This window comes from Actinospica durhamensis (genome assembly GCF_018139695.1).
Lineage (GTDB): Bacteria > Actinomycetota > Actinomycetes > Streptomycetales > Catenulisporaceae > Actinospica > Actinospica durhamensis.
Genome location: NZ_JAGSOG010000069.1, coordinates 1 through 24,303 on the forward strand (window position 1 = coordinate 1; position 24,303 = coordinate 24,303).

Below are 24,303 nucleotides of genomic sequence, written 5' to 3' on the forward strand. Positions count from 1 at the left end.
GGCAGGGGCCGGGGCAGCCGATTCCGCCGCAGCAGCCGATGCAGGCGCAATCACAGGCTTACTCCTCCGTCCCGCCGTACGGGTCTATGCCGCCGCCGCAGGCGTCGTATGGCGGGTGGCCGCAGCTGCAGCCGGCGCCGGTGACGCACTTCAATCCGGCCATGTTGCTGCCGATCCAGCACTGGCTGCGCGACAAGTCGCTGCGCAACTGGATCACGATGCTCTTCGTGGCGCTCGTGGTGGTGCCGTCGATCGCGCTCGTGTACGTCGGCGACGACGTGTCGAAGATCTCCAAGTCCACCTGGGCCTTCGCCATCTACTTCGCGTGCGCGTGGCTGCTGGTGCTGTGGATCTCGATCCGGCCGCCGATGGTGCGGCCGCTGATGCTGCTGGAGGTCGGCGCCATCGGGCTGCTGTTCGAGGCGCCGCTGGCGATCTGGCTGGAGAAGAAGCTCGAGACGCCGAACCAGAATCTGTTCTCCTACATCTTCACGGTCGGGCTGCCTGAGGAGTTCGTCAAGATCCTTCCGGTGGTGGTGCTGGGCCTTGTGCTCAAGCAGGTGTGGGGGCCGCTGACGCCGAAGGACTATCTGTTCCTGGGAGCGGTCAGCGGGCTCGCGTTCGGCGCGGCCGAGGCCGTGCAGTACATCAACGTCTACATTCCGGCGCAGTCGGCGTCGATCGCGGTGCAGGCGGCGCAGGACAACGCGGACCCGGGCTCGCTGGGGCAGTTCATCGCGATGACCTCGATCCAGAACGGGTCCTGGCGGTTCGTGACGGACCCGATGAGCCACGCGGTGTGGGCCGGGATCACCGGCTACTTCGTCGGGCTGGCCTTCCAGCACCGGCGCTACTTCTGGCTGGCGCTGGTCGGTCTTGGGCTGACCTCGCTGCTGCACGGCATCAACGACGACGTGGCCGGGCACTGGTTCTGGATCGTCGAGATCGTCGTCAGTGTGCTGCTGTTCATGGCGTACGTGCAGGCCGGCGGCGTGATCGAACAGCAGTTGACGGAGGCGGACGAGGCACACGCCCGGGCGCATCCGCATCCGGGGTATCCGATGCCGGTGCCGGGCGGCATGCCCGCGCCGGGCTGGGGCGCGCCGGTCGCGGCGCCGGCTCCGGGCTGGGCGCCGACGGGGTACGGGACCGGGTCGCTGCCGGTCGCGCCGTCCTGGAACCCGGCCGCGGGCTGGGGACAGACCGGGTTCACCCCGATCCGCGGCTACCGGGCCGCGCCGCCGGTCGCGCCGGCCCCGTTCCCGGCCGGGCCCGACCTCTCGGGTCCGCAGGCACCGCCGCCACCCCTGTAGACAACAGAATCACGGGGAGAGACCGCGGCCGCAGCACACGCTGCGGCCGCTGCGGTCTTCCCGGCGCTTCCCGACGCTTCCAGCGCTCGTCACTCGCCTGCGGGAACCGTGGGCCTTCCTCGCACGTCCGTTCATGAAGAGAACCTGAGCGAGGACGGCCCGCCGTTTGCGGGCGGTGGACGAGCACTGGGAGAGCCGGCTTTATGGCATACGGACCCGACGGATCGCGGTATCCGCAGGCCACGCCGGGGTCGGCGCGGCCTGGCGCGGCGTCGAGGCCGATGCCGGTGCGGCCGCGACCGGTGCCGCATCCGGTGATCGAGCAGGAGCCGGGCGCCATGCCGGAGTACGACGTGCGGGCGACGACTCCGACGAGAGCGACGGCGGCGGGCGGGGTGCGCGCGGACAGTGCGAGTACGCCCGGCACGGACACGCGGATCCGTCCGCCCGGTCCGCCCGGGGAGCGGGCCAACCGGCGCAAGGGCAAGAAGCCGCGGCGGGGCCGGAAACCGCGCAAGGTGATCACGCGGGGCAAGCGGCTGCGCCGCCGCCTGCTGTGGCGGCCGCTGCTGGCCGTGATCGTGCTGGTCCTCGGGTATGTCGGGGTGACCATCGAGCCCTACCTCACCTATCCGAGCTCGGACACGATCTCCGCGCGCGTCGCCGAGTGGGGGCGCGACCACCACCTGAGCGGGCTGGTGACGTGGCTGGAGAACGAGACGTACCAGGCCCCGCCCGTCGGCGGGAAGCTCAGTTCGCAGCAGATCCAGGCGCTGCAGGGCGCGACGGTGGCGCCGAGCGCGGCGGCCGCGGAGGACCTGCCGGCCGACATCCCGCCGCTGGCGGCCGGGTCCGTGCCCGATGAAGGGGTCTGGCATCCGGTCGTCTACGACGCGCACCACGTGCCCGTCCTGGAGTGGGCGGGGCTGCGCCCGGACGCCCAGCACACCTCCGAACTCGCCTACGTCGCGTGGATGAACCAGAAGGAGCTGCGGTTCCAGCTGCATCCGGGCTCGCAGCAGCCGGGCGGCACCTTCCCCACCCCGGACGAGATACCGGCGGGGCAGCGCACGGGCCTGGTGGCGACCTGGAACGGCGGCTTCAAGGTCAAGCCGAACGACTCGCTCGGCGGCTACTACGAGGACGGCCAAACGGTCCGGGCGCTGGTGGCCGGCAAGGCCTCGGAGGTGTTCTACCGCGACGGGTCGATCAAGGTCGGCGCGTGGGGCCGCGATCTGACGATGACGCCGCAGGTCGTGGGGGTGCGGCAGAACCTGAGCCTGCTGGTGGACCAGGGGCAGGTGACGGCGGCGACGACCTCGGGATCGGGCGCGCAGTGGGGCGTGACCGTCAACAACGCCTTCTTCGTGCCGCGCTCGGGGGTGGGGGTCACCGCGAGCGGCGACGTCGTCTACGCCGGCGGGCCCGCCCTGTCGGTGGCCTCGCTGGCCGATCTGCTCAAGCAGGCCGGCGCCGTCGACGCCATGGAGTTGGACATCAACTCCGCGTGGACGTCCTACATGTACTACACCGTGTCCGGCGGGGGCGATCCGGCCGACCCGACGCCGACGCGGCTGTGGAACTTTGTCCAGCCGGCCACCCGCTACTACCAGCCCAGCAGCCGAGACTTCGTCGCTGTATATCTCAGGTGAACCGACGCCGCGGGGTGGGCGCCGCGGCAAGCACTAGGCTGGGAAACATGCTCGTAGACCGCTTCGGACGCATCGCCACCGACCTCAGGGTCTCCGTGACGGACAAGTGCGACCTGCGGTGCACCTACTGCATGCCGGCCGAGGGGCTGCCGTGGCTGCCGCGTGCCGAGGTCCTGACCGACGACGAACTCGAGCGGCTCGTCGATATCGCAGTACGGCTGCTGGGCGTGCGCGAGGTGCGGCTGACCGGCGGCGAACCGCTGATCCGGCCGGGCCTGCCCGGTCTCGTGGAGCGCCTGGCCGCGCTCATGCCGCGTCCGCAGCTGTCGCTGACGACGAACGGTGTCGCGCTGTCCCGGCTGGCCGTCCCGCTCGCGCAGGCCGGCCTCGACCGGGTCAACGTGAGCCTGGACACGCTCGACCCCGAGCTCTTCCGTACCCTGACACGCCGGGACAAGCTCGAACGGGTGATCGCCGGAATCGACGCGGCGCTCGCGGCGGGCCTGGGCCCGGTGAAGATCAACACGGTGCTGATGCGCGGAGTGAACGACCACGAGGCGGCCGAGCTGCTGCGCTGGAGCCTGGAGCGCGGCTGCGAGCTGCGCTTCATCGAGCAGATGCCGCTGGACGCGCAGCACGGCTGGGACCGGTCGGTGATGGTCACCGCGGAGGAGATCCTCAAGTCCCTGGAGGCCGAGTTCGACCTCGAACCCGAGGGCGGCGAGGCCCGCGGCAGCGCGCCGGCCGAGACCTGGCGGGTCGTCGGATACAAGGCCCCGGACGGCTCTCCGGCGCGGGTGGGCGTGATCGCCTCGGTCACCCGGCCTTTCTGCGGGGACTGCGACCGGGTCCGGCTGACCGCCGATGGCCAGGTGCGCACCTGCCTGTTCGCCCGTGAGGAGTCCGACCTGCGCGGGGCGCTGCGCGCGGGCGCCTCGGACGCGGAGCTGGCCGAGCGCTGGCGGGTCGCGATGCGGGGCAAGAAGGCGGCCGCCGGTATCGGCGAACCCGGATTCGTCCAGCCGGACCGGCCGATGTCCGCGATCGGCGGCTGAGCAGCGGTTGATTGGCAGCTGATCAGCGGGTGACCCACGGCCGTACGGCAAGGTTCCCGGCGCTGCGGGGATCTACCGAGAGCCGGCGAAAAAAGTTTTGTGAATGGGCGAACGGCCGGCACACGGGGGGGATGCCGGCCGTTCGCGGCGAACGCGGCTGTCGACGGCCGGGTTCGCAAGGCACCGCCCCGACGGGGGAACGGAGCGGGCGTAAGAAGTATGGCATACGGAGGCGGTTGGAGTGAACAGGGGTTCAAGAATCCTTCGGCCAGGTTCCGGAACGCGGCGGTCGCTGCGGGCTCAGCCGGTCTCGACGGAATTTTCGTTCGCCGCAGGCTTTTTCGGCGCGGGAGCGGGGGAGGCGGTGGACACGCTCGACGCGGTGGATCCGTAGGCATCAACGCGCTTACGCGGTGACGCAGGTGACGCAGGTGACGCAGGTGACGCGGGAGGCGGCGCGGGTGACGCGGGCGGAGCCCGGTGCGCGCGCGACGCGGTGGGCGGCGGGTAGCGCACGAACCTCTCGTCCGCGGTGTGCGCGCCGTCCGCATCATCAGCAGTGCCCGCGCCGTCCCCATCATTCGCACGGCCCGCGCTGTCGCCGCCGTGCTCGCCGCGCCCCTCAGCCCGGTAGCCGCGGTCCTCGTCGAGGTCGTCCGCGGCGCTGAACTCGTCCTCGCCGTCGATCCGGTACACACCGGTCAGCACGCGGCCGGGGGCGGGCAGTTCGGGCTGGCGCGGCGGGCCGATCATCAGATTCGTCGGGGCCTCGCTCTGGTCCGGGCCGCCGTTGGCGCGCACCACCGCGACGTAGGGGATGATCGTGGCCACCAGGCCGAGGATCGCGCGCTCGAGCAGCGTGAGGCCGGGGACCATGACCACCACCAGGATCGCCACCACGCGGAAGAGCATGGTGAGGATGTACTGACGCTGCCGCTTGGCGATGTCGTCCAAGTGGCTGGTGTCCGCGGTGGTGATCCCGTACGACGGTTCGGCCCGGTGTCGCCGGGAGAAGGGGAGCCTCACGTCTTCCAGCCTAGAACCGGCCCACCGGGGCCGGAAGGCCGGGGTCACGGCGGGTCGCCGCCGCGGTGGCGGTCGGTCACGGCGGGTCACCGGCGGGTCGGCGGCCGGGCTGCGGCCGGGCTGCGGCCGGGCCGTGGCGCGGCGACGTTCCCGAGCCGCGGCGCCGCGCGATCATGGGTGGCCCCAAGTGCCGGGGGCTTTCTTTGTACTGCTCCGCCACACGGGCCCGGCGCCCGAGCCGGTACGGTAAGGCCTGGAGCCGCCGCGCGAGCTGCGCCGCCACCAGTCATCCGCGATCGAAAGGGCGCACCCTTGAGCAGGTCAGTTCTCGTCACCGGGGCGAACCGGGGCATCGGCTTGGCCATCGCCGCCGCCTTCGCCGAGAAGGGCGACAAGGTCGCCCTGACCTACCGCACCGGTGAGCCGCCGGAGCTCAAGGCCACCGGGGACGGCGCGATCCTGCCGGTCCGGTGTGACATCACCTCCACCGAGGACGTCGAGCGCGCCTTCACCGAGATCGAGGCGGCGCACGGGCCGGTCGAGATCCTGGTGGCCAACGCCGGAATCACCCGGGACACCCTGGTGCTGCGGATGACCGAGCAGGACTTCACCGACGTGCTCGACACCAACCTGACCGGCTCCTTCCGCGTCGCCAAGCGCGCGGCCAAGGGCATGCTGCGGCTGCGGCGCGGACGGCTGATCTTCATCTCGTCGGTGGTCGGGCTCTCCGGCTCCCCGGGCCAGGTCAACTACGCCGCCTCCAAGGCCGGCCTGGTCGGCATGGCCCGCTCGCTGGCGCACGAGCTCGGTTCCCGCTCGATCACCGCGAACGTGGTCGCGCCCGGCTTCGTGCAGACGGCCATGACCGCGGAGCTCGGCGAGGACCGCAAGAAGCAGATCCTCGACGCCGTACCGCTCGGCCGCTACGCGCAGCCGGAGGAGATCGCGGGCGTCGTCACGTTCCTGGCCTCGCCGGAGGCCGCGTACATCACTGGAGCCGTCGTCCCCGTGGACGGCGGCCTTGGAATGGGGCACTGATATCAGCATGGGTATTCTCGACGGCAAGCGCATCCTGGTCACCGGGGTGCTGCTGGAGTCCTCGATCGCCTACCAGGTCGCCAAGCTGGCGCAGGAGGAGGGCGCGGAGATCATCCTGACCGCCTTCCCCCGGCCGACCCTGACCGAGCGCGTCGCCAAGAACCTGCCCAAGCCGGTCAAGGTGCTCGAGCTCGACGTGACCAACGTGGAGCACCTCGACTCCCTCGCCGAGAAGGTGCGCGCCGAGCTCGGCGGGCTCGACGGGGTCGTGCACTCCATCGGGTACGCCCCGCCGGACGCGCTGGGCGGTTCGTTCCTGGACACTCCGTGGGAGTCGGTGGCCACGGCCGTGCACGTCTCGGCCTACTCGCTCAAGGCCCTGACCATGGCCTGCCTGCCGCTGATGGAGCGCGGCGGCTCGGTGGTGGGCCTGACCTTCGACGCCACCGTGGCCTGGCCGAAGTACGACTGGATGGGCCCGGCGAAGGCGGCGATGGAGGCCACCTCGCGCTACCTGGCCCGCTATCTCGGCGAGCGCAACGTGCGGTGCAACCTGGTCTCGGCCGGGCCGATCGGCTCGATGGCGGCGAAGTCCATCCCGGGCTTCGAGCTGCTCGCCGACACCTGGAACGACCGGGCCCCGCTGGCCTGGGACGTGGCCGACCCCGAGCCCGCCGCCCGCGGCGTGATCGCGCTGCTCTCCGACTGGTTCCCGAAGACCACCGGCGAGATCGTGCACGTCGACGGCGGCCTGCACGCGATCGGCGCCTGACGCCGCGTCACCCGCGCCGAAAGGGTGGGCGTGAGCGCGGGCCCGTGAGCGGGCCCGCGCGCCGGAGCCGTGCGAACCGTCGAGGCCCCGCCACCGCATCGCGCGGTGGCGGGGCCTCGTGCGTCGCCGAGATCCCTCGAGACCGACGACTTACCGCAGCGGCGGCAGGCCGGGCGGGGCCAGCGCCGGACGCTCCTCGAGCGCGGCCAGCGCCGTGCGGATCGCCTCGTCGAGCTGCGGGTCACGCCCGGCCGCGTAGTCGTGCGGCGCGATCGGCAGTTCCACGTCCGGGTCCACGCCGTAGTTCTCCACGGTCCAGCCCGCGTCGTCGAACCAGAACGAGTACTTCGGCTGGGTCACCTCGGTCCCGTCGACCAGGCGGTACTTGCCGTCGATGCCGATGACCCCGCCCCAGGTGCGCGTGCCGATCACCGGGCCGAGGCCGTAGCGCTTGAAGGCGTGCGTACCGATGTCGCCGTCCGAGCCGGCGTTCTCGTCGGTCAGCGCCACGATCGGGCCGCGCGGCGCGTCGCCGGGGTAAGAGTTCGGCCGGGTGCGCCGGCCCAGGTCCCACCCGATGATCTGACGCCGCAGCTTCTCGATCACCAGCTCCGAGGTGAACCCGCCGCCGTTCTCGCGCAGGTCGAACACCAGGCCCTCGCGGGCCAGCTCGCTGATCAGGTCGCGGTGGAACTCGGCCCAGCCCAGCATCGACATGTCCGGCACGTGCAGGTAGCCGAGCCGACCGCCGGAGCGCTCGTGCACGGCGGCCCGCCGGGTCCGGATCAGGTCCTGGTAGCGCAGCGTGCCCTCGCCCCGCAGCGGGACCACGGCCACCCGGCGCTCCTCGCCGTCCCGGCGCAGCGTCAGCTCCACCGGCTTGCGGGCCTTGCCGACCAGCTGCGCGTTCGGGCCGCGGTGCGCATCCACCGCCCGGCCGTCCACCGCCACGATCTCGTCGCCCGCCCGCGCGGCCACGCCCGGGGCCTCGAGCGGCGAGAACCCGGCCAGCACCGAGGTCTCGCTCGGCACGATCCGCCCGATCAGCCAGCGGCCCTGCTCGTCCCGGACCAGGTCGGCGCCGAGCCGCCCCTGCGCCTGCGCGTCCGGTATCGGAGAGAGCTGATACGGGTCGCGGACGTACGCGTGCGACGCGCCGAGCTCGGCCACCGCCTCCCACAGCACGTCGCGCAGCTCGTCGCTGGTGCCGACCCGCTCGAGCAGCGGCTCGTAGCGCTCGCGGATGCCCGGCCAGTCCACCCCGGCCATGTCCTCGCGCCAGAAGTTGTCGCGCATCAGCCGCCAGTTCTCGGCGTACATCTGGCGCCACTCGGAGACCGGATCCACGGTGACCCGGATCCGGTCCAGGTCCACGGAGATGTCCTCCTCGTCCCCGGAGCCCTCGGTCGGGCGGATGGTGAACTCGCCGTCCTTGCGGAAGCCCAGCCGGCTGCCGTCGCCGGAGACGTCGTAGTCGTCCAGGGCCTCGATGAGGGTGAACTGCTTGCGCTTGGCCAGATCGAACCGGACCAGGCTCGCCTTCGGGTGCTCCTCGCCGCCGATCGCGGCCTCACCGAGTTCGCCGGTGTGCGGCGAGTCGAGCCACAGCACCGCCGAGCCGGCCGTGCGCAGGCTCCGGTAGGTGCCGGCCGGCACCGGGAACGGCACGATCCGGGCGGCCAGGCCCTCGAGGTCCAGGCGCACCGGCTCCACGCTCGGCTCGCCGTCCTTCGCGCCGTCCGCGCCCTTGTCCGCGTCCTTGTCCTTCGCGTCCTGCTTCGGCTTGGCCGGGCGGCCGTTGAGCTCGGGGGCGAAGGGCGAGGGGGTGTCGGCCGCGAGCGTGACCAGGTAGGGGCGCACGCCGGGGACGAAGGAGAGGTCGAACGGCTGGATCGCCTCGACCGGGTCGAACGTGCGGCTGGAGAGGAACACGAGGTACTTGCCATCCGCGGTGAACGCGGGGGAGAAGTCGTGGAAGCGCGCCGCGGTGACGTCCACCACGGTGTCGTCGGAGAGCCGGGCCAGCCGGATCCAGGCGCCGCCCCAGCTGCGCCAGTCCTGCGACCAGGTCAGCAGCGCCGAGTCCGGCGAGAAGGTCAGGCCGTGCGGCTGGTGGTTCTCCGCCCGGGCCAGCTCCCTGGCCTCGCCGGATTCGAGGTCGACGATCAGCAGTCTGCCGTCGTCACAGGACAGCGCCAGGGTCTTGGCGTCGGGCGAGGCGGCGAGCTCGATCACCCGGCCGACCCGGCCGCTCAGGATGCGCCGGGCCGGGGAGCCGTCCGCCGGGATGACGTCGATGCCGTCCTCGCCGTCGGAGTCGGAGGCGCACACCACGGTGGAGGTGCCGGGCAGGATCAGCGGAATCCGCGCCCGTACGCCCGGCTCGGCCAGCAGCGCGCGGGACGGGCCCTGCTCGGCCGGCAGCCAGTGCACGGTGCCGCGCACCTCGGCGGCCACGATGCGTCCGGAGCGGCACAGGCTGTAGGAGCGCAGGCCCGCACCGCCGCCGACCGAGATCGGCGCGCGTCCGGCGCGTACCCCGCCGAGGCGGATGCCGAGGGCGACCGGTTCGGCGTCGAGGGATTCGAGCAGCCACAGCTCGCCCGCGGCCTGGTAGACCACGCGGCTGCCGTCGGTGGTGGCGTGCCGGGCGTAGAAGGGTCCGTGGTCGCTGTGCCGGCGCAGGTCCGAGCCGTCGGGCAGGGCGGAGTAGAGCGCGCCGACGCCCTCGTGGTCGGACAGGAAGGCGACGCGGCCGTCCACCCACATCGGGTGCACCAGGTGGTTGCCGACCGAGGCCAGGATCTGCCGGTACTCGCCCCCGTCCGGCGAGTACCAGATCTTGCCGCCGGTGCCGCCCAGGTACCGCTTCCAGCGGGCCGGCTCCCGGTAGAGCGCGGAACCGACCAGCACCGCGCCCTCGGCGGAGACGGACAGGTCGGTGAGCGGACCGTGGGGCAGCTGCCGTTCCGGGCCTTCAAGCGGCACCGCGTACGGCCACACCCGCATGCCCTCGTGGTGCCCGTTCCAGCCGGTCACCAGGACCTCGTCGTCCGAGATCCAGCCGCGTACGCCCGCGGTCTCCCGGCTGCGTTCGCCCCAGTAGGTCAGTTGTCTGATGGGGCCGCCGTCCACCGCCACCGCGAAGGCCTCCCGAGCGCCCTCCCGTATCGCGCTCCAGGCCACGTGGGTGCCGGCGGGATTGAGCCGGGGGCTCAGGACCGGGGTACGGTCGCTGGTCAGCCGCCAGGCCCTGGCCGTGCCGGCGACGGCCTGGTCCACCTCGGCGAGCCAGACGTCGTCGTCGGCCACGAAGGTCAGCAGGTTGTGTGCCAGATGGGGGTGGCGAAGATAGTGTTGTCCAGTCACGAGCCGACTCTAAGCATCTGATCACCTTCTGGTCGAGTGGATTGTGGCCGCGGGCACAGGATTTCGCTGACAGCGAAGTCGGCGGGGAGTCGCCGCCGCGGTGTCGGAGGCGGACGCTAGAGTCGGCCTATGCGAGTGGTGATCACCGGATCGAGCGGGCTGATCGGCGCGGCCCTGGCCGCGTCGCTGCTCGCGGACGGGCACGAGGTGCTCCGGCTCGTGCGGGGAGAGACGGCCGAGGCGGGCCGGGCCCGGTGGGATCCCGAGATCGGCGACCTGGACCCGACCCTGATCGACGGCGCCGACGCAGTGGTCTGCCTCGGCGGCGCCGGCGTGGGCGATCACCGCTGGAGCGCCGCGTACAAACAACAGCTGCGCGACAGCCGGATCCACGGCACCGCCCTGCTCGCCGACACCATCGCCGCGATCCCGCACCCGCCCAAGGTGTTCGTCGCCGCCTCCGCCATCGGCTACTACGGCGACGTGCCGGACGCCGAGGTGGACGAATCCTCCCCGCCCGGCACCGATTTCCTGGCCGAGCTCACCGTGGACTGGGAGGCCGCGGCCGACACGGCGACCGGACACACCCGGGTGGTGCACCCGCGCTTCGGCATCGTGCTCGCCTCCTCCGGCGGCGCCTTCGGCCGGATGCTCCCGCTGGCCAAGGCCGGGCTCGGCGGCCCGCTCGGCGGCGGACGGCAGTACTGGAGCGTCATCTCGCTCACCGACGCGATCCGCGCGCTGCGCTTCGCGATCGAGCACCCGAACCTGGCCGGCCCGGTCAACCTCACCTGCCCGCACCCGGTCACCAACGGGCAATTCGCCCGGGAGCTGGGCGCCGCGCTGCACCGCCCGGCCGTGGTCCCGGCCCCCGCCTTCGCCCTGCGCTTGGCCCTCGGCGGCTTCGCCGACAGCATCCTGATGAGCCAGCGCGTCCTGCCGAAAGCCCTGGTGGAGGCCGGTTTCACGTTCGAGCACCCGACCGCGGCCGAAGCGATCAAGGCGGTGACGGACGGCGGGGCGGCGAACCGATAGGCTCGGTTGGGTCACCACCCGGTGACGGCGCGACCCGAGCGCACGCCAGCGGCTACACGCGCCGCACAGTGAACACGCTCCAGCGGCACTGCCGCACAGTGAACACGCTCCAGCGGCTACGCCGCGGAGGGACGAGACTGCGGAAGAACGAGGAAAGATGTCGGCACCGGACACAGCGGCCCTGCAGACGGCCACGGCCATCAACCTGCGCATCGCCGAGGAGCTCAAGGCCGCGCCGGGACAGGTGCGCGCCGCGGTGGAGCTGCTCGACGGCGGCGCCACCGTGCCGTTCGTCGCGCGCTACCGCAAGGAGGTCACCGGCGGCCTCGACGACACCCAGCTGCGCACCCTTGAGGAGCGGCTGCGCTACCTGCGCGAGCTCGAGGAGCGCCGGGCCGCGATCCTGGAGTCGATCGAGAGCCAGGGCAAGCTCGACGACGCGCTGCGCACCCAGATCCTCGCCGCCGACTCCAAGGCCCGGCTCGAGGACATCTACCTGCCGTTCAAGCCGAAGCGGCGCACCAAGGCGCAGATCGCGCGCGAGGCCGGGCTCGAGCCGCTGGCCGACGCGCTGCTCGCGGACCCGAACCTGGACCCGCGGCACGAGGCCGCGGCGTACGTCGACGCGGACAAGGGTGTGGCCGACGCGGACGCCGCGCTCGAGGGCGCCCGGGCGATCCTGGTCGAGCGCTTCGGCGAGGACGCCGACCTCGTCGGCGAGCTGCGCGAGCGCATGTGGGAGCGCGGCCGGCTGGTGTCGAAGGTGCGCGAGGGCAAGGAGGAGGCCGGCGCGAAGTTCGCCGACTACTTCTCCTTCGCCGAGCCGCTCACCCACATCCCCTCGCACCGCGCGCTGGCGATGTTCCGCGGCGAGAAGGAGGAGGTCCTCGACCTCGCCTTCGACCCCGAGCCCGAGGACGCCGAGCCCGGCGCCGCTCCGGTGCGCAGCGGCTACGAGGTGCGCATCGCCCAGCGCTTCGCGGTCGAGGACCTCGGCCGGGCCGGGGACCGCTGGCTGCTCGACACCGTCCGCTGGGCCTGGCGTACCAGGATCCTGATCCGGCTCGGGGTGGACCTGCGGATGCGGCTGTGGCAGGGGGCCGAGGACGAGGCCGTGCGGGTGTTCGCGGCGAACCTCAGGGACCTGCTGCTCGCCGCCCCGGCCGGCACCCGGGCCACCCTGGGCCTCGACCCGGGCCTGCGCACCGGCGTGAAGGTGGCCGTGGTGGACGCCACCGGCAAGGTCGTGGCCACCCACACCATCTACCCGCACGTGCCGCACCGCCGCTGGGACGAGTCCCTCGCGATCCTGGCCAAGCTGGCCGCCGCGCACCGGGTGGACCTCGTCGCCATCGGCAACGGCACCGCCTCGCGGGAGACCGACAAGCTGGCCGCCGAGCTGATCGCCAAGCACCCGGAACTGGGGCTGACCAAGGTGATCGTGTCCGAGGCGGGCGCCTCGGTCTACTCGGCCTCGGCGTACGCGGCGGCGGAGCTGCCGGAGCTCGACGTGACGCTGCGCGGCGCGGTCTCCATCGCCCGCCGGCTGCAGGACCCGCTGGCCGAGCTGGTCAAGATCGACCCGAAGTCGATCGGCGTCGGCCAGTACCAGCACGACCTGGCCGAGGGCAAGCTCTCCCGCTCGCTCGACGCCGTCGTCGAGGACTGCGTCAACGGCGTGGGCGTGGATCTGAACACCGCGAGCGTGCCGCTGCTCACCCGGGTCTCCGGCATCGGCGACTCGCTGGCCAAGTCGATCGTGGCGCACCGGGACGGCAACGGCCCGTTCCGCTCCCGCGACTCGCTCAAGCAGGTCCCGCGCCTTGGCCCGAAGGCCTTCGAGCAGTGCGCGGGCTTCCTGCGCATCCCCGACGCCGAGGACCCGCTCGACCGCTCCTCGGTGCACCCGGAGGCCTACCCGGTGGTGCGCCGGATCGCCCAGGAGGCCGGCGGTGACATCAGGGAGCTGATCGGCAACACGGCGACCCTGCGCGCGGTGCGGCCGGAGCGCTTCGTGGACGAGAAGTTCGGCCTGCCCACCGTCACCGACATCCTGCGCGAGCTCGAGAAGCCCGGCCGCGACCCGCGCCCGGCCTTCAAGACCGCCACCTTCAAGGAGGGCGTGGAGGAACTCACCGACCTGCGCCCCGGCATGCTGCTCGAAGGCGTGGTCACCAACGTGGCCGCGTTCGGCGCGTTCGTCGACGTCGGCGTGCACCAGGACGGCCTCGTGCACGTCTCGGCGCTCTCGCGCAACTACGTCAGCGACCCGCGCGAGGTGGTCAAGCCCGGCGACGTGGTGCGGGTGAAGGTGCTCGACGTGGACGTCCCGCGCAAGCGGATCGCCCTCACCCTGCGCCTCGACGACGAGGTGCGCCCCGGCGGCGGCAGCGGTGCGGGCGGCGGCCGCGACCGCCGCGAGGGCAACGCGGGCGGCGGCGCCGGCGGTCAGCGCCCCCCGCGCCAGCAGCGCGGCGGCGACCAGCAGCGCGGCAGTGACCAGCAGCGTGGCGGCGACCAGCGCCGCGGCGGCAACGGCGGCGGTGGCGGCAACAGCGGGAACGGCGGCAAGGGTGGTGGCGGGAACGGCGGCGGCGACACCGCGCTCGCCGACGCCCTGCGCCGCGCCGGACTGGTGAAGTAGCACAAGGAGCGGGAGTAGCGCCGCGTCGCCGGCGCTACTCCCTCCAGCCCGCGACGGCCTCGGCGCGCCCGGTCCACACCTGCACGGCAGGGCCCTGCGGATCCCAGCGGCGGCAGAACTCGCGCAGCTCGAGGCAGCGGGCGATCATCGCAGCCTGACGGTCGGTCCAGGCGGGCACGCCTGCGCCGTAGGCGTCGAAGAACTCCGCGAGCGCGGCGCGATGGGTGCTGTGGTGGGCGCGCACGATCCACTCGCACCACGCCAGATCCTCGACCGGTTCGCCGACGTGCGCGAACTCCCAGTCCAGCAGGCCCGTCACGGCGAAGCTCCGCGGGTCGAGCAGGATGTTGTTGGGGCCGAAGTCGCCGTGCACCACGACTGTCCGCTCTGGTCCGCGGCGCTCCGGCCCAGGGTGCTCCGGGTCATCGAGGCCTGTGACGATGTCGATGTCGTGCAGCGTCCGCAGCAGTCGGCCGCACGACCGTAGTACCTGCGCGGCGTGGCCCGCGTCGATCAGATCCTGGCCGTGGGCGCCGGGCAGGAACGACAGCGTGAGGCTGCCGGGCACGCTCGCGCGTATCTCCGGTACCGGCAGTCGGCCGATGAGCTGCGAGTAGCAGCGCTCTTCACGGGCTTGCCGGAGGTCGGCGTCCGGACCCTGATAGGTCTTCACGACGTTCGTCGTATCGCCCATGGTGTGGTTGGTGTAGCCGTGAGCCAGGGGGTGCATGGGGATATGCTGACATGCCCTCAGGGCCGTGACGCATCGTCGCTGATATGACACCTCACGTCACGAAATCCGGCCGATCTGTGAACCGGGGCAGCGGCGGGGCCGTGCTCACCCCACAGAGGGCGCGTCCGCGACCCCGCGCTGCACGCGGCGTTTCCGCGCCCGGCGCCCGGCACAGAAATGGAGTACTTCGATGCGCATACAGACCCGTCACCTCGTCGTCGCGGTACCCGCCGCGCTGATCATGGCCGCGGCCGCGGCGTGCAGTTCGTCCTCGGGGCCGAGCACCGGGCCGAGCACCACGCCGGCCACCCCGGCCACCTCGATCACCGCGTCGGGCGTGGGCTCCGGCTCCACCGCCGGGACCGCCGCGCTCACGGTGACCGGCAACTCGACGCTCGGCCAGATCGTCACCAACGGCCAGGGCGTCACGGTCTACCGCTACGACCTGGACACGGTGAACTCGGGCACCAGCGCCTGCACCGGCTCCTGCGCGACGGCCTGGCCGCCGGTGACCGTCACCGGCTCGGGCACGCCCGTGGTCAGCGGCGTGAGCCAGAGCCTGGTCGGTGAGATCACCCGGTCCGACGGCACGAAGCAGCTCACGATCGCCGGGTGGCCGCTCTACACGTACGCCGGCGACTCGGGGCCGGGATCCGCCAACGGGCAGGGGAGCGGCGGGATCTGGTGGGCCGTCACTCCCACCGGCGCCAAGGCCACCTCGTCCACCGCGGGATCCTCGCCGAGCACCGGCGGGGGCGGCGGAAACTACTGAGGAGCCGGGACACGCCCGGCCTCGGGTGACCTCCCCGGCAGGCCTGCTCCCGGTTGCGTAGCGTGACAGCGGATCATGTGAGCGCGGACCGGGAGGAAGCCGAGGTGGATCCGAAGTCGGTGTACCCGAAGACGGGGGACTGGAGCGTGCCCGCGCCGTTCGCCGGCACCGTGGCGCGCGGCGCCGACGCCCCCCACGCCGACGCCGTGCGCCGAGCCGAGGCCGTGGCCGCGCAGAGCGTCAAGCGGTCGCGAGGCCTGGAGAACGGCCCGGGGACCAGCGCGGGCAGCGGGCGCACGGAGGGGCGGCGGTCTTGCAGGGTTCGAATACCGGCTGCGAGACTCGGCGGATGGATCACTCTTCCGAGAACGCCGCAGATCAGATCCCTACCTCCTTCCCCCGTGCGCCGCGCCTCGACCCCGAGGCCATGGCCCGCGCCGTGTCCGTCCAGACCGGGATCGCGCTGACCGTGGAAGGGCTCTGCGACGGCGGGGAGGTCGGAGCCGCCGTGGTGCGCCGGCCCGACGGACACCGCGGCGTGCTCACCTGGCGCCCGCACTACACCGTCGCCGCGTTGGCCTCCGGACCCCTGGCCGTCGTGGAACGGCTGCGCGCACTCGGCTATCCGGCCCCTGCGACGAAGCTGGCCGTGCAGGTGGGCGACGCCGTCGTCACGGTGCAGGAACTGGTGCCCGGCGCCAAGATCGACCGCCTCGACCTGCCGCTCCTCGAGCGCGTGCTCGCCGTCCACGGCCTTCAGGCCGACGCGCTGGCCGGCCGCGAGGACGTGCCCGCGTACCCGCTCTATCTACGCGAGGACGGCCCGGGCTACTGCCTGCACGAGCCGCTGCGCCGGTTCAGCCGGAGCACGGCGGAGCTCGAACGCCGGATCGCCGCGTTCGGGGCCGGGCATCCGGACCGCCTGCCGGGCGACGGCGCGGTGCACGGGGACTTCCATCCCGGCAACATCCTCGCGGCCGACGGCCGGATCACCGGCGTCGTCGACTGGGACGGCGCGGCCCGCGGCGACCACCGCTTCGACCTGGTCGTGCTGCGCTTCGGCCTTCACCCCGACCACGCCGACCGTGCGGTGGTCGAACGCCTCGACGCCCTGATCGACGCGCTGCCCGCGTCGGTCGCCGGGCCGGCCTGGGCGCATATGAGCCTTCGTATGGTCGACTGGGCGATCCGGCACTTCCCGGCCGACCAGGTGGACACCTGGGTGGAGCTGGCCCGCCGGCGGATCGACTGAGCTCCCCGGACACGCGCGGAGGCGTGTCCGGGGAGCCCGGTGTCGAACCGTCTAGCCGTGCGGGCGGCCTTCGCCGTCCGCGCTACCTGCCCGGTTTAATTACAGCGCCGGGTAGGCGTTGGCCACCAGCATCTGGAACTCGGCCGCGTACCACTGGCCGGCGGGCACGTCGTAGCCGGGGATGGCCCCGGTGCCGTACGTGCCACCGTTGCCGTCGGTGTTGGTCCCGGCCGGGTCGCAGTGCGGGTCGCCGTGCGTGTGGGTCGAGGTCGGGTAGTCACCGTCGGACTCGCCCGGAGGCTTGATCCACACGAAGCCCATGATCGGGCTGGAGGTGCCGAAGGGCTCGTCGGTGGGCGGCGTGCCGATTCCGGCGCCGTTCTGGTTGCACCAGTCGCCACGGAACGGCCGCTGGTCGATCTTGTTCGCGGCGACGTAGGCGGTCGCGGTGGTCGGCGTCGAGTTCAGCGCCGTCGGACGGCTCGAGCCGCCCCAACCGTTGCGCGAGGTGTCGATCAGGAACCGGTCGGAGGTCGGGAAGCCCGCCGCGACCAGCGTGTTGTACATGTCGGTGTCGTACGTCAGCTCGTCGAAGGTCGGGTTGTACTGGTAGAAGGTGACCGAGTCGAGCGGGTTGCCACCGACGTTCAGCGTCGGGTTCGTCAGGAACGGCTCCTGGGTGGGAGTGTAGTTCGCCGTGTCGCTGATGAATCCGTCGATGCTCGCGTAGCCGGCGGTCGTGTTGGTCACGACCGTCTTGTACACGGCCGGGGTGGCCGACATGTTGCTGGGCCAGCCGAGCCACGCCGAGTGCGCGATGTCGAGGTAGTTGTACACGTTCGAGACCGCGTGCAGCTTGTTCAGCGCGTACTCGATGCCGGACTCGTAGTACGGGGTGGCCGTCTGGCAGGCGCTCAGGCTCTGGTTGGTCACCACGTTCGGCAGCGAGTCGGGCTCGATGATCGCCACGATGCGCAGGCTCGAGTAGGCCGAGTTCGACAGGATCGAGGCGATCGGGTCGATGTACTGCGACTCGTACTCGGTCAGGCCCGCGGCCGTCGCCGGGATCTCGCCGTTGGAGGCGAGGGCGGCGCAGTCACGGCCGGGCAGGTCGTAGATCACGATCTCGGCGACCTCGGGCGTGCCCGACTTCTCCGCCGCGACCGCGTCGGTCAGGTACTGGGCCAGACCCACGTTGGAGTCGCCCGCGATCGCGCCGATGTGGTCGAGCCACAGCGCGGTCTGGTAGGTGCCGACCTTGGCCTCGGCCGCGTTGCCGCCGTCAGCGGTCACCTGGGCGTTGACCTCGGCGACGTAGCTGGGGTTGAGGAAGCGGTTGGCGCCGGTGAACGGGTCGGCCACGTGGCCGCCGCTGCTGGTCGTGCCGGTCGAGCTGGCCGACGCCGAGGCCGAGGCGGACGGGGAGGCCGACTTGCTGGCCGAAGCCGAGGCAGAAGCCGAGGCGGAGGCGGAGGCCGAGGCGGACGGGCTGGCGCTGGTCGCGCTCGCGCTCGGACTGGCCGAGGACGAGGTCGAGGTCGTGCCACCACAGGTCACGCCGTTGACCGCGAAGCTGGTCGGTACCGCGTCGCTGTTGGTCCAGGTGCCCTGGAATCCGAGGGTGGTGTTCCCGCCCGAGGCGATGGCACCGTTGTAGGACAGCGACGTGGCGGTGACCGCCTCGCCGGACTGGGTCACTCCCGCGTTCCACTCGCTGGTGATCTTCTGGTCGCCGGCGAAGGTGAAGGTGAGGCTCCACGAGGTGAGGGCGGTCGTGCCGGTGTTGGTGAGGGTCAGGTTCGCGACGAACCCGCCCGCCCACTGGCTCGAAGTGGTGTAGGTGACCGAACACCCGTTCGCGGCAGCCTGGGCCTGGTCCAGCAGAGCGGGAGTCAGGGTCGTGGCGGCGGCCATGCCCAGCGCACCGGCCACCGAGACCCAGACCCTCCTGCGCATCCGGGTCGCCTTCGGCCCGGATCGTGCTTCCTTATGCATGTGTGCTGATTCTCCTTATCGGGGGGAAGCCCCCGCGGGCCGGGCAGGCGCCCGCGGGGGACAATCGTGGGCCGCGCAGTGGCGCGGCTAGGCGCCGCCGTCGAGGGCGCAGACCGTGGGGGCGGGCGCGGGTGTGGGCCCGGCGGATTCCGTGTAACCGCTTCCAGAAGGCGCCTTCGCGCAAAGTTCCTGGTCGCAGAGCTCGGTCTGCCGACGGTCGGTGGACCGGTGGGCGGCGGGTCGGGCCTCGGAATGCGCCGGGCGCGGGTGACTGGTGCCGGGCATCGCTGCGTCCTCCTCGCGCTCGGGTCGGTCCTCGACGGGTGGGGCCTCGCGGCTCCAGGACGTAAGTAAGGGCCCAGGGATGACCCGTGTCCAGCCCGTAACACCCGGGACATCTCGCCCGGCGCCCGGCCCGGCTCGGCCCGCGCGGGACGCGGCAGGTCACGGGCGCGGGGACGGGAAAGCCGACGGCGCAAGAGGCCGAAAGTGAAATGTAAGTAAGCGCGGCGCTTACAGGGTGAAAGTTCCATGAACGCCGAGGCGGCCCGCGCGGCCGGGCGCGCAGGTCCGGCGCGGATCGCGCCGCGCGGGGCGAACCGGTGCCGCGGATCTCCTTCTCGGGCAACGGATGCGCGCCTACGGTGACGAGCGCGGCACGCCACCGCGTGCCGGCAAGGTACTGATATCGCACCAGGAGGAATAAGTACCGTGATCAACCGTACCGGCCGCCGTGAGCGCGGCCGACCGCATCCCCGGCTTCTCGCGGTCGCGGGGGCGATGGCACTGGCGGCGGCCTCCACGCTCGCCCCCGCGCTGCTGTCCACGGCGGCCGCGGCCACGGCCGGGTGCTCCGTCACCTACACCACTTCGAGCCAGTGGGCGGGCGGGTTCGTCGCGAACCTGACCCTCACCAACACCGGCACGACCGCCCTCACCTCGTGGAGCCTCACCTTCACCTTCGCCGGCGACCAGAAGATCACCAGCGAGTGGAACGCGGGAGTGACCCAGTCCGGCGAGGCGGTCACCGCCACGTCGCTGTCCTACAACGGTGCCATCGCCTCGGGCGGGAACACCACCCTCGGATTCCAGGGCACCTGGACCAACAGCGACGCGGTACCGACCAGCTTCGCGGTCAACGGCGTCAGCTGCGGCGCGGTCGCCTCGACCACGCCGTCGGCCAGCGCCACGAGCGCGAGCCCGTCCCCGTCCGCGTCGGCTTCGGCCAGCAAGTCGGCCTCCCCGTCGGCTTCGGCCTCGGCGTCCGCCAGCAAGTCGGCCTCGCCGAGCGCCTCGCCCACCGGCACGACCTCGTCCGGGGCGGCCCCGCAGCTGCACGTGTCCGGCAACAAGCTGGTGGACGCGAGCGGCAACACCGTCCTGCTGCACGGGGTGGACCGCTCCGGCACCGAGTACGAGTGCGTGCAGGGCTACGGCATCTTCGACGGCCCGAGCGACCAGGCCTCGATCACCGCGATGAAGAGCTGGGGCCCGGTCAACGCCGTGCGCGTGCCGCTGAACGAGGCCTGCTGGAACGGCGAGTCGTACGTCAACTCGGCCTATGCCGGCTCGAACTACATCAGCGCGATCCAGAGCTACGTCAACCTGCTCAACGCCAACGGCATCGTCGCGATCCTGGACCTGCACTGGACCGACGGCACCTACACCGGCAACTCCTCGGGCTGCTCCTCGGCCCAGGCCACCTGCCAGAAGCCGATGCCGGACGCCGCCGAGGCCATCCCGTTCTGGACCTCGGTCGCGAACACCTTCAAGGGCAACAACGCGGTCGTCTTCGACCTGTTCAACGAGCCCTACGCCTCGCGCGCCACCGGTGACACCACCAGCGGGTGGCAGTGCTGGCTCAACGGCGGCACCTGCAACGGCATCTCCTACCAGGTGGCCGGCATGCAGTCGATGGTCAACGCGGTCCGCTCCACCGGCGCCAGCAACGTGCTGATGCTCGGCGGGGAGGAGTACTCCAACGACCTGACCGACTGGCTGCAGTACGAGCCCACCGACCCGGACGGCAACCTGGTCGCCTCGTGGCACTCGTACAACTTCAACACCTGCAGCTCCTCGTCCTGCTGGACCTCCGAGGTCGCGCCGGTCATCGCCAAGGTGCCGGTGATCCCCGGGGAGATCGGGGAGAACGACTGCGGCGGCTCCTACATCGACAGCCTGACCAGCTGGCTGGAGAGTGAGAACACCGGGTTCCTGGCCTGGACCTGGGACGACTGGTCCGGCGGCTGCTCCAGCGGCCCGACCCTGATCAGCGACTACACCGGTACTCCCACCGGGTACGGGGCGGCCTTCAAGGCCATCCTGGGCGCGCTGTGACGCCGCGTTAGACCCTGCGGCACCCACCCGCACCACCCGCACCGCACCGGCGCCCCCGGCGGGATCCTCCCGCCGGGGGCGCACGTGCGTGCAATGCCTCGTCCGGACATGCCGAAGGCCCCGAACGGCGCCCGACATCCGGTCTGGATGCCGAGCGCCGGCCGGGGCCCGGCCTTCGCGTCCTGTCACGGCCGCGCCCCGAGCCCGGGTCCGCGGTGCGGCCTCGCCCTCGCGCCTTCGGGTATCCGAAGCCGTTTCCCGGTTTCGGACACACGCCAGCCGAGTGCGTACTCTGATTCCCGCCGCCGTTCGCGGGGGAATCAGAGCATGTCAGAGCACGTGATCGCCGTGCCGGTTCGGGAAGCGGTTACGGAAGCGTTTACCGTAAGCGCCGTGGCGAAACCGGCGTCAAGCAGAGCCACGGACGATCAGCTGCGTTTCGAACACTTCCTGGCAGGGGGTCTGCTCCCGCTGGTCGATGAGCCGCAGCAGCTCTCCGACGGCGCGGGCGCCGATCTCCTCCACCGGCTGGCGAACCGTCGTCAGCGGCGGACTGGTATGCCGCGCCAACGGGGCGTCGTCGAAGCCGATGACGGCCACGTCACTCGGGACCTTCCGACCGGTGCGCCGCAGTGCGCGCAGCACTCCGGTGGCCATCAGGTCCGAGGTGGCGAACACGGCGTCCACGTCCGGGCGCCGATCGAGCAGGCGGTAGACCGCGTGCTCGGCCGAGGCCGCGGAGAAGTCACCGTAGACGACCAGGTCCTCACGGTCCAGGCCGCCCTCCGCCAGTGCCTTGCGATAGCCGCGCAGCCTGTCCTGGCTGACGGCCATGTCCGGCGGCCCGGCTATCGTGGCCACCGTGGTGCGACCGGCTTCGAGGATGTGCCGTACCGCTGCTTCGGCACCGCCCATGTTGTCCGCGTCCACATATGACGAGGCGTCGGCATCGTACACCGGGCGCCCGACGAACACGACGGGTATGCCGAGCTTGCGCACATCCATCGGCGGGTGTCCGTGCAAACTCACGAACACCGCGCCGTCCACGTGGCCGTCGCGCAGATAGCGCGCGCAGCGGCGGCACTCGTGGGGAGAGCGCACGGACAACACGATCAGCTGCACGTCCGTCGGGGCGAGTTCCGCCGAGACGCCGCGCAACAGCCGGCTGAAAAACGGGTCGGAGAACATCCAGAGACTGTTCTCACAGACCACAAGGGCGACCGAACCGGCTTTGCGCACTCCGGCCCGGGCGGCCCGGTTGCGGACATAGCCGAGGTCCGCGATCGCCTGCTCCACTTGGCGCCGCGTCTCAGGGCGCACCTGAGCGGAGCCCGTGAGCACCCGGGAGGCTGTGGCGGACGACACCCCTGCAAGCAGGGCGACATCCTCAAGCCTGGCCCGGGAGGGCGTGTGGGTAGCGGGCACGTGCGCCTCCTCGCGCAACGCCTTTTCCGATGGGTAAGAGAAATGTTGCACGCGCGACAAATTCTGGCAAGACTCAGCCCTCGATCTCCTTATCAGTGATCTCACGGGACGCGCCCGGCGCAGGAGCGCAACGGACGGGAAAAGTGGCCATACGCAGGCGTTTGGTTTCGCCTGACGGGGGCGGAAGCACCCTGAGACGGACGGAGCGGCTCCGCGGATTGCGGGCCGCGCCGGATGAAACCTTGCAGCGGGCCCCGGCCGAGGCACACAGCGTCCGTCACACTACCGCCGCGGCGCCGCCGCGCCCAGAGTCCTCCGACACCCCCGCGCCGACCGGTGGAGGCGGCGAGCCGGGCGGAGCGCGCGGGCGGGCGCACACCCACGGTCATCGGATGTTACCCCCGGGTGAGGCCTGGCCCGGCGCGGCCGTCGGGCCCGGAGATGTCGGGCGCGTGACGCCCCGATACCGTCGCCGCCCGAGCCATCGCCGGGCCGGGCTGCTCGGCGTGCTCCGGGGCCGGCGTCCGGCCGTCGGAACCGTCGCGCCGTCGCGTCGTCAGCGCACCGCGGCGTCCGCCAGGCCGAGCACCTCGCGGTCGCGGCGGGCGGCCGGAGGCTGGGCGAGCGGGTGCGGCGGGTCGCGGCGCAGCAGCAGCACGGCCCGGTCGTCGCCGCCGTGCGGGGCGACCGTGCGCACCAGCCGGGCGGCCGCGTCCGGGGCGAGCACCCACTCGTCGCGCAGCAGCGAGCCGGCCGCCTCCAGCAGACGGCCGGTGCCCGCCTCGAGGCTCTCGTCCGGCCGCTCCACCAGCCCGTCGGTGAACAGCAGCAGCGCGTCGCCCGGCTCCAGCACGCCCTCGCACGCGGCGTAGCGCTCCCCGGCGAGCAGCCCGAGCGCGGGGCCGCCCTCCTCCAGCCGCTCCCAGCGCTGGTCCCGGTCGCGCCAGCGCGCGGCCGGGTGGTGGCCGGCGTTGTAGACCTCGAACCGGCCGGTGTCCGGGTCAAGGCTGGCGTGCACGGCCGTGGCGAAGCCCTCGTCCCATCCGCGCAGGAAGACGTGGTCGTTGGCCGCCTCCAGGAACCCGTCCGGCGGCATCGCGTCCAGCAGCGCCCGCAGTGCGCCGGACAGCTGCAGCGCCCGCCCGGCGGCCCGGCTGCCCTTGCCCGAGACGTCCACCAGGGCCACGTGCAGCCCCGGATACTCGGGGGCGCAGGAGATCAGGAAGTCGCCGGAGAAACGCGCCCCGCCGGCCGGTACGAGCGCGTGCGCGGCACTCCAGCCGGCCAGCTCGCTGCCCGGGGTCACGGCCGGCTGGAGCCGGTCGCTCAGCTCCAGCAGCAGCGTCTCGGCCCGGTGTCCGCGCAGCCCGAGCCGCAGCCGCACCCGGGAGGTGAACAGCACCGTCGCGGCCAGCAGGATCAGCACCACGGCCGTGCCTGGCGTGACGCCGAACGGCTCGCGCAGGAACCCGTCGACCACGAGCGCGGCCAGCACCGACGCGTAGAGCAGCAGCTGCAGCACCTGCCCGAGCAGCACACCCCCTATCAGCACCGGGAAGACCAGCGAGGAGGGCGGATCCCAGTTCGGGACCTCGATCGAGCCCCAGGTGAGCAGCCCCACCACGGCCAGCAGCCCGAGCAGCACCGGCTGCCCGGCGGCGGGATCGCCGTCGAGCAGCCGGTCGCTGAAGCGACCGAGGCGGCTCGCCGACCAGTGCGCGGCCAGGCGTGGGTGAACGGTGGGCAGGCTAGGCATCACGCTAAGTATATGAAGCGACGATCTCCCTGCGCGATATCCAGCTCTAAACCACCCTGACAGGCGCAAAACCGGTCAAGTTGCCCGCACGGGCCGCCGAAAGCCGAGGTCAGCCGGACGTGGGCGGCG

16 protein-coding genes are annotated in these 24,303 nt (G+C 72.2%); 10 read left to right on the forward strand and 6 right to left on the reverse strand.

The window, feature by feature from the left end; translation table 11 throughout:
- Window positions 1-161 precede the first annotated feature (161 nt).
- From KDL01_RS15850 to moaA, 3 genes are all read left to right on the forward strand, one after another.
- Window positions 162-1,313, forward strand: coding sequence for a PrsW family glutamic-type intramembrane protease (locus KDL01_RS15850; protein ID WP_212529266.1), 1,152 nt, complete (start codon window positions 162-164; stop codon window positions 1,311-1,313).
- A gap of 338 nt (window positions 1,314-1,651) precedes the next feature.
- The gene (locus tag KDL01_RS15855; protein ID WP_212529267.1) at window positions 1,652-2,965 is read left to right on the forward strand and encodes a phosphodiester glycosidase family protein; all 1,314 of its coding nucleotides are present in this window, start codon (window positions 1,652-1,654) and stop codon (window positions 2,963-2,965) included.
- A 47-nt stretch (window positions 2,966-3,012) separates the two neighbouring features.
- On the forward strand, window positions 3,013-4,020 hold the full coding sequence (gene moaA / locus KDL01_RS15860; RefSeq protein WP_212529268.1) for a GTP 3',8-cyclase MoaA: 1,008 nt from the start codon (window positions 3,013-3,015) through the stop codon (window positions 4,018-4,020).
- A gap of 300 nt (window positions 4,021-4,320) precedes the next feature.
- On the opposite strand, the gene KDL01_RS15865 is transcribed toward moaA, so the two are convergent.
- Entirely contained in the window at window positions 4,321-5,046 is a 726-nt protein-coding gene (locus tag KDL01_RS15865; protein WP_212529269.1) for a DUF3099 domain-containing protein, read from the reverse strand.
- Between the two features lie 312 nt (window positions 5,047-5,358).
- Between KDL01_RS15865 and fabG the strand changes: the two genes are divergently transcribed.
- Window positions 5,359-6,084: a 3-oxoacyl-[acyl-carrier-protein] reductase gene (gene fabG / locus KDL01_RS15870; RefSeq protein ID WP_212529270.1), complete on the forward strand. Its 726-nt coding sequence runs from the start codon at window positions 5,359-5,361 to the stop codon at window positions 6,082-6,084.
- A 7-nt stretch (window positions 6,085-6,091) separates the two neighbouring features.
- Window positions 6,092-6,856 (forward strand): enoyl-ACP reductase FabI, encoded by a 765-nt coding sequence (fabI, locus tag KDL01_RS15875; RefSeq protein WP_212529271.1) that lies wholly within the window; start codon window positions 6,092-6,094, stop codon window positions 6,854-6,856.
- Window positions 6,857-7,006: 150 nt separating this feature from the next.
- Here fabI and KDL01_RS44565 read toward each other — a convergent pair whose 3' ends face one another.
- Entirely contained in the window at window positions 7,007-10,225 is a 3,219-nt protein-coding gene (locus tag KDL01_RS44565; protein WP_212529272.1) for a S41 family peptidase, read from the reverse strand.
- A 129-nt stretch (window positions 10,226-10,354) separates the two neighbouring features.
- On the opposite strand from KDL01_RS44565, the gene KDL01_RS15885 reads away from it, so the two are divergent.
- Together KDL01_RS15885 and KDL01_RS15890 are read left to right on the forward strand one after the other, a co-directional pair.
- Window positions 10,355-11,260, forward strand: coding sequence for a TIGR01777 family oxidoreductase (locus tag KDL01_RS15885; RefSeq protein ID WP_212529273.1), 906 nt, complete (start codon window positions 10,355-10,357; stop codon window positions 11,258-11,260).
- Between the two features lie 157 nt (window positions 11,261-11,417).
- The gene (locus tag KDL01_RS15890) at window positions 11,418-13,904 is read left to right on the forward strand and encodes a Tex family protein (protein ID WP_212529274.1); all 2,487 of its coding nucleotides are present in this window, start codon (window positions 11,418-11,420) and stop codon (window positions 13,902-13,904) included.
- Between the two features lie 34 nt (window positions 13,905-13,938).
- Here the strand turns inward: KDL01_RS15890 and KDL01_RS15895 are convergent, their stop codons facing one another.
- Window positions 13,939-14,634: a phosphotransferase family protein gene (locus KDL01_RS15895; RefSeq protein WP_212529275.1), complete on the reverse strand. Its 696-nt coding sequence runs from the start codon at window positions 14,632-14,634 to the stop codon at window positions 13,939-13,941.
- A 193-nt stretch (window positions 14,635-14,827) separates the two neighbouring features.
- Between KDL01_RS15895 and KDL01_RS15900 the strand changes: the two genes are divergently transcribed.
- On the forward strand, window positions 14,828-15,409 hold the full coding sequence (locus KDL01_RS15900) for a COG4315 family predicted lipoprotein (RefSeq protein WP_212529276.1): 582 nt from the start codon (window positions 14,828-14,830) through the stop codon (window positions 15,407-15,409).
- Window positions 15,410-15,758: 349 nt separating this feature from the next.
- Complete coding sequence (locus KDL01_RS15905) at window positions 15,759-16,661, forward strand: phosphotransferase (protein ID WP_212529277.1); 903 nt, start codon at window positions 15,759-15,761, stop codon at window positions 16,659-16,661.
- 99 nt (window positions 16,662-16,760) lie between these two features.
- Here KDL01_RS15905 and KDL01_RS15910 read toward each other — a convergent pair whose 3' ends face one another.
- Window positions 16,761-18,617, reverse strand: coding sequence for a glycoside hydrolase family 6 protein (locus KDL01_RS15910; protein ID WP_212529278.1), 1,857 nt, complete (start codon window positions 18,615-18,617; stop codon window positions 16,761-16,763).
- Between the two features lie 750 nt (window positions 18,618-19,367).
- Between KDL01_RS15910 and KDL01_RS15915 the strand changes: the two genes are divergently transcribed.
- Window positions 19,368-20,993 (forward strand): cellulase family glycosylhydrolase, encoded by a 1,626-nt coding sequence (locus KDL01_RS15915; protein ID WP_307846351.1) that lies wholly within the window; start codon window positions 19,368-19,370, stop codon window positions 20,991-20,993.
- A gap of 408 nt (window positions 20,994-21,401) precedes the next feature.
- On the opposite strand, the gene KDL01_RS15920 is transcribed toward KDL01_RS15915, so the two are convergent.
- Together KDL01_RS15920 and KDL01_RS15925 are read right to left on the reverse strand one after the other, a co-directional pair.
- Window positions 21,402-22,418 carry a LacI family DNA-binding transcriptional regulator gene (locus KDL01_RS15920; protein WP_034278865.1) on the reverse strand — a complete coding sequence of 339 codons (1,017 nt, stop codon included), beginning with the start codon at window positions 22,416-22,418 and terminating at the stop codon, window positions 21,402-21,404.
- A gap of 556 nt (window positions 22,419-22,974) precedes the next feature.
- Window positions 22,975-24,174, reverse strand: a complete 1,200-nt coding sequence (locus KDL01_RS15925) for a PP2C family protein-serine/threonine phosphatase (protein ID WP_212529279.1) — start codon at window positions 24,172-24,174, stop codon at window positions 22,975-22,977.
- Between the last annotated feature and the right edge of the window lie 129 nt (window positions 24,175-24,303).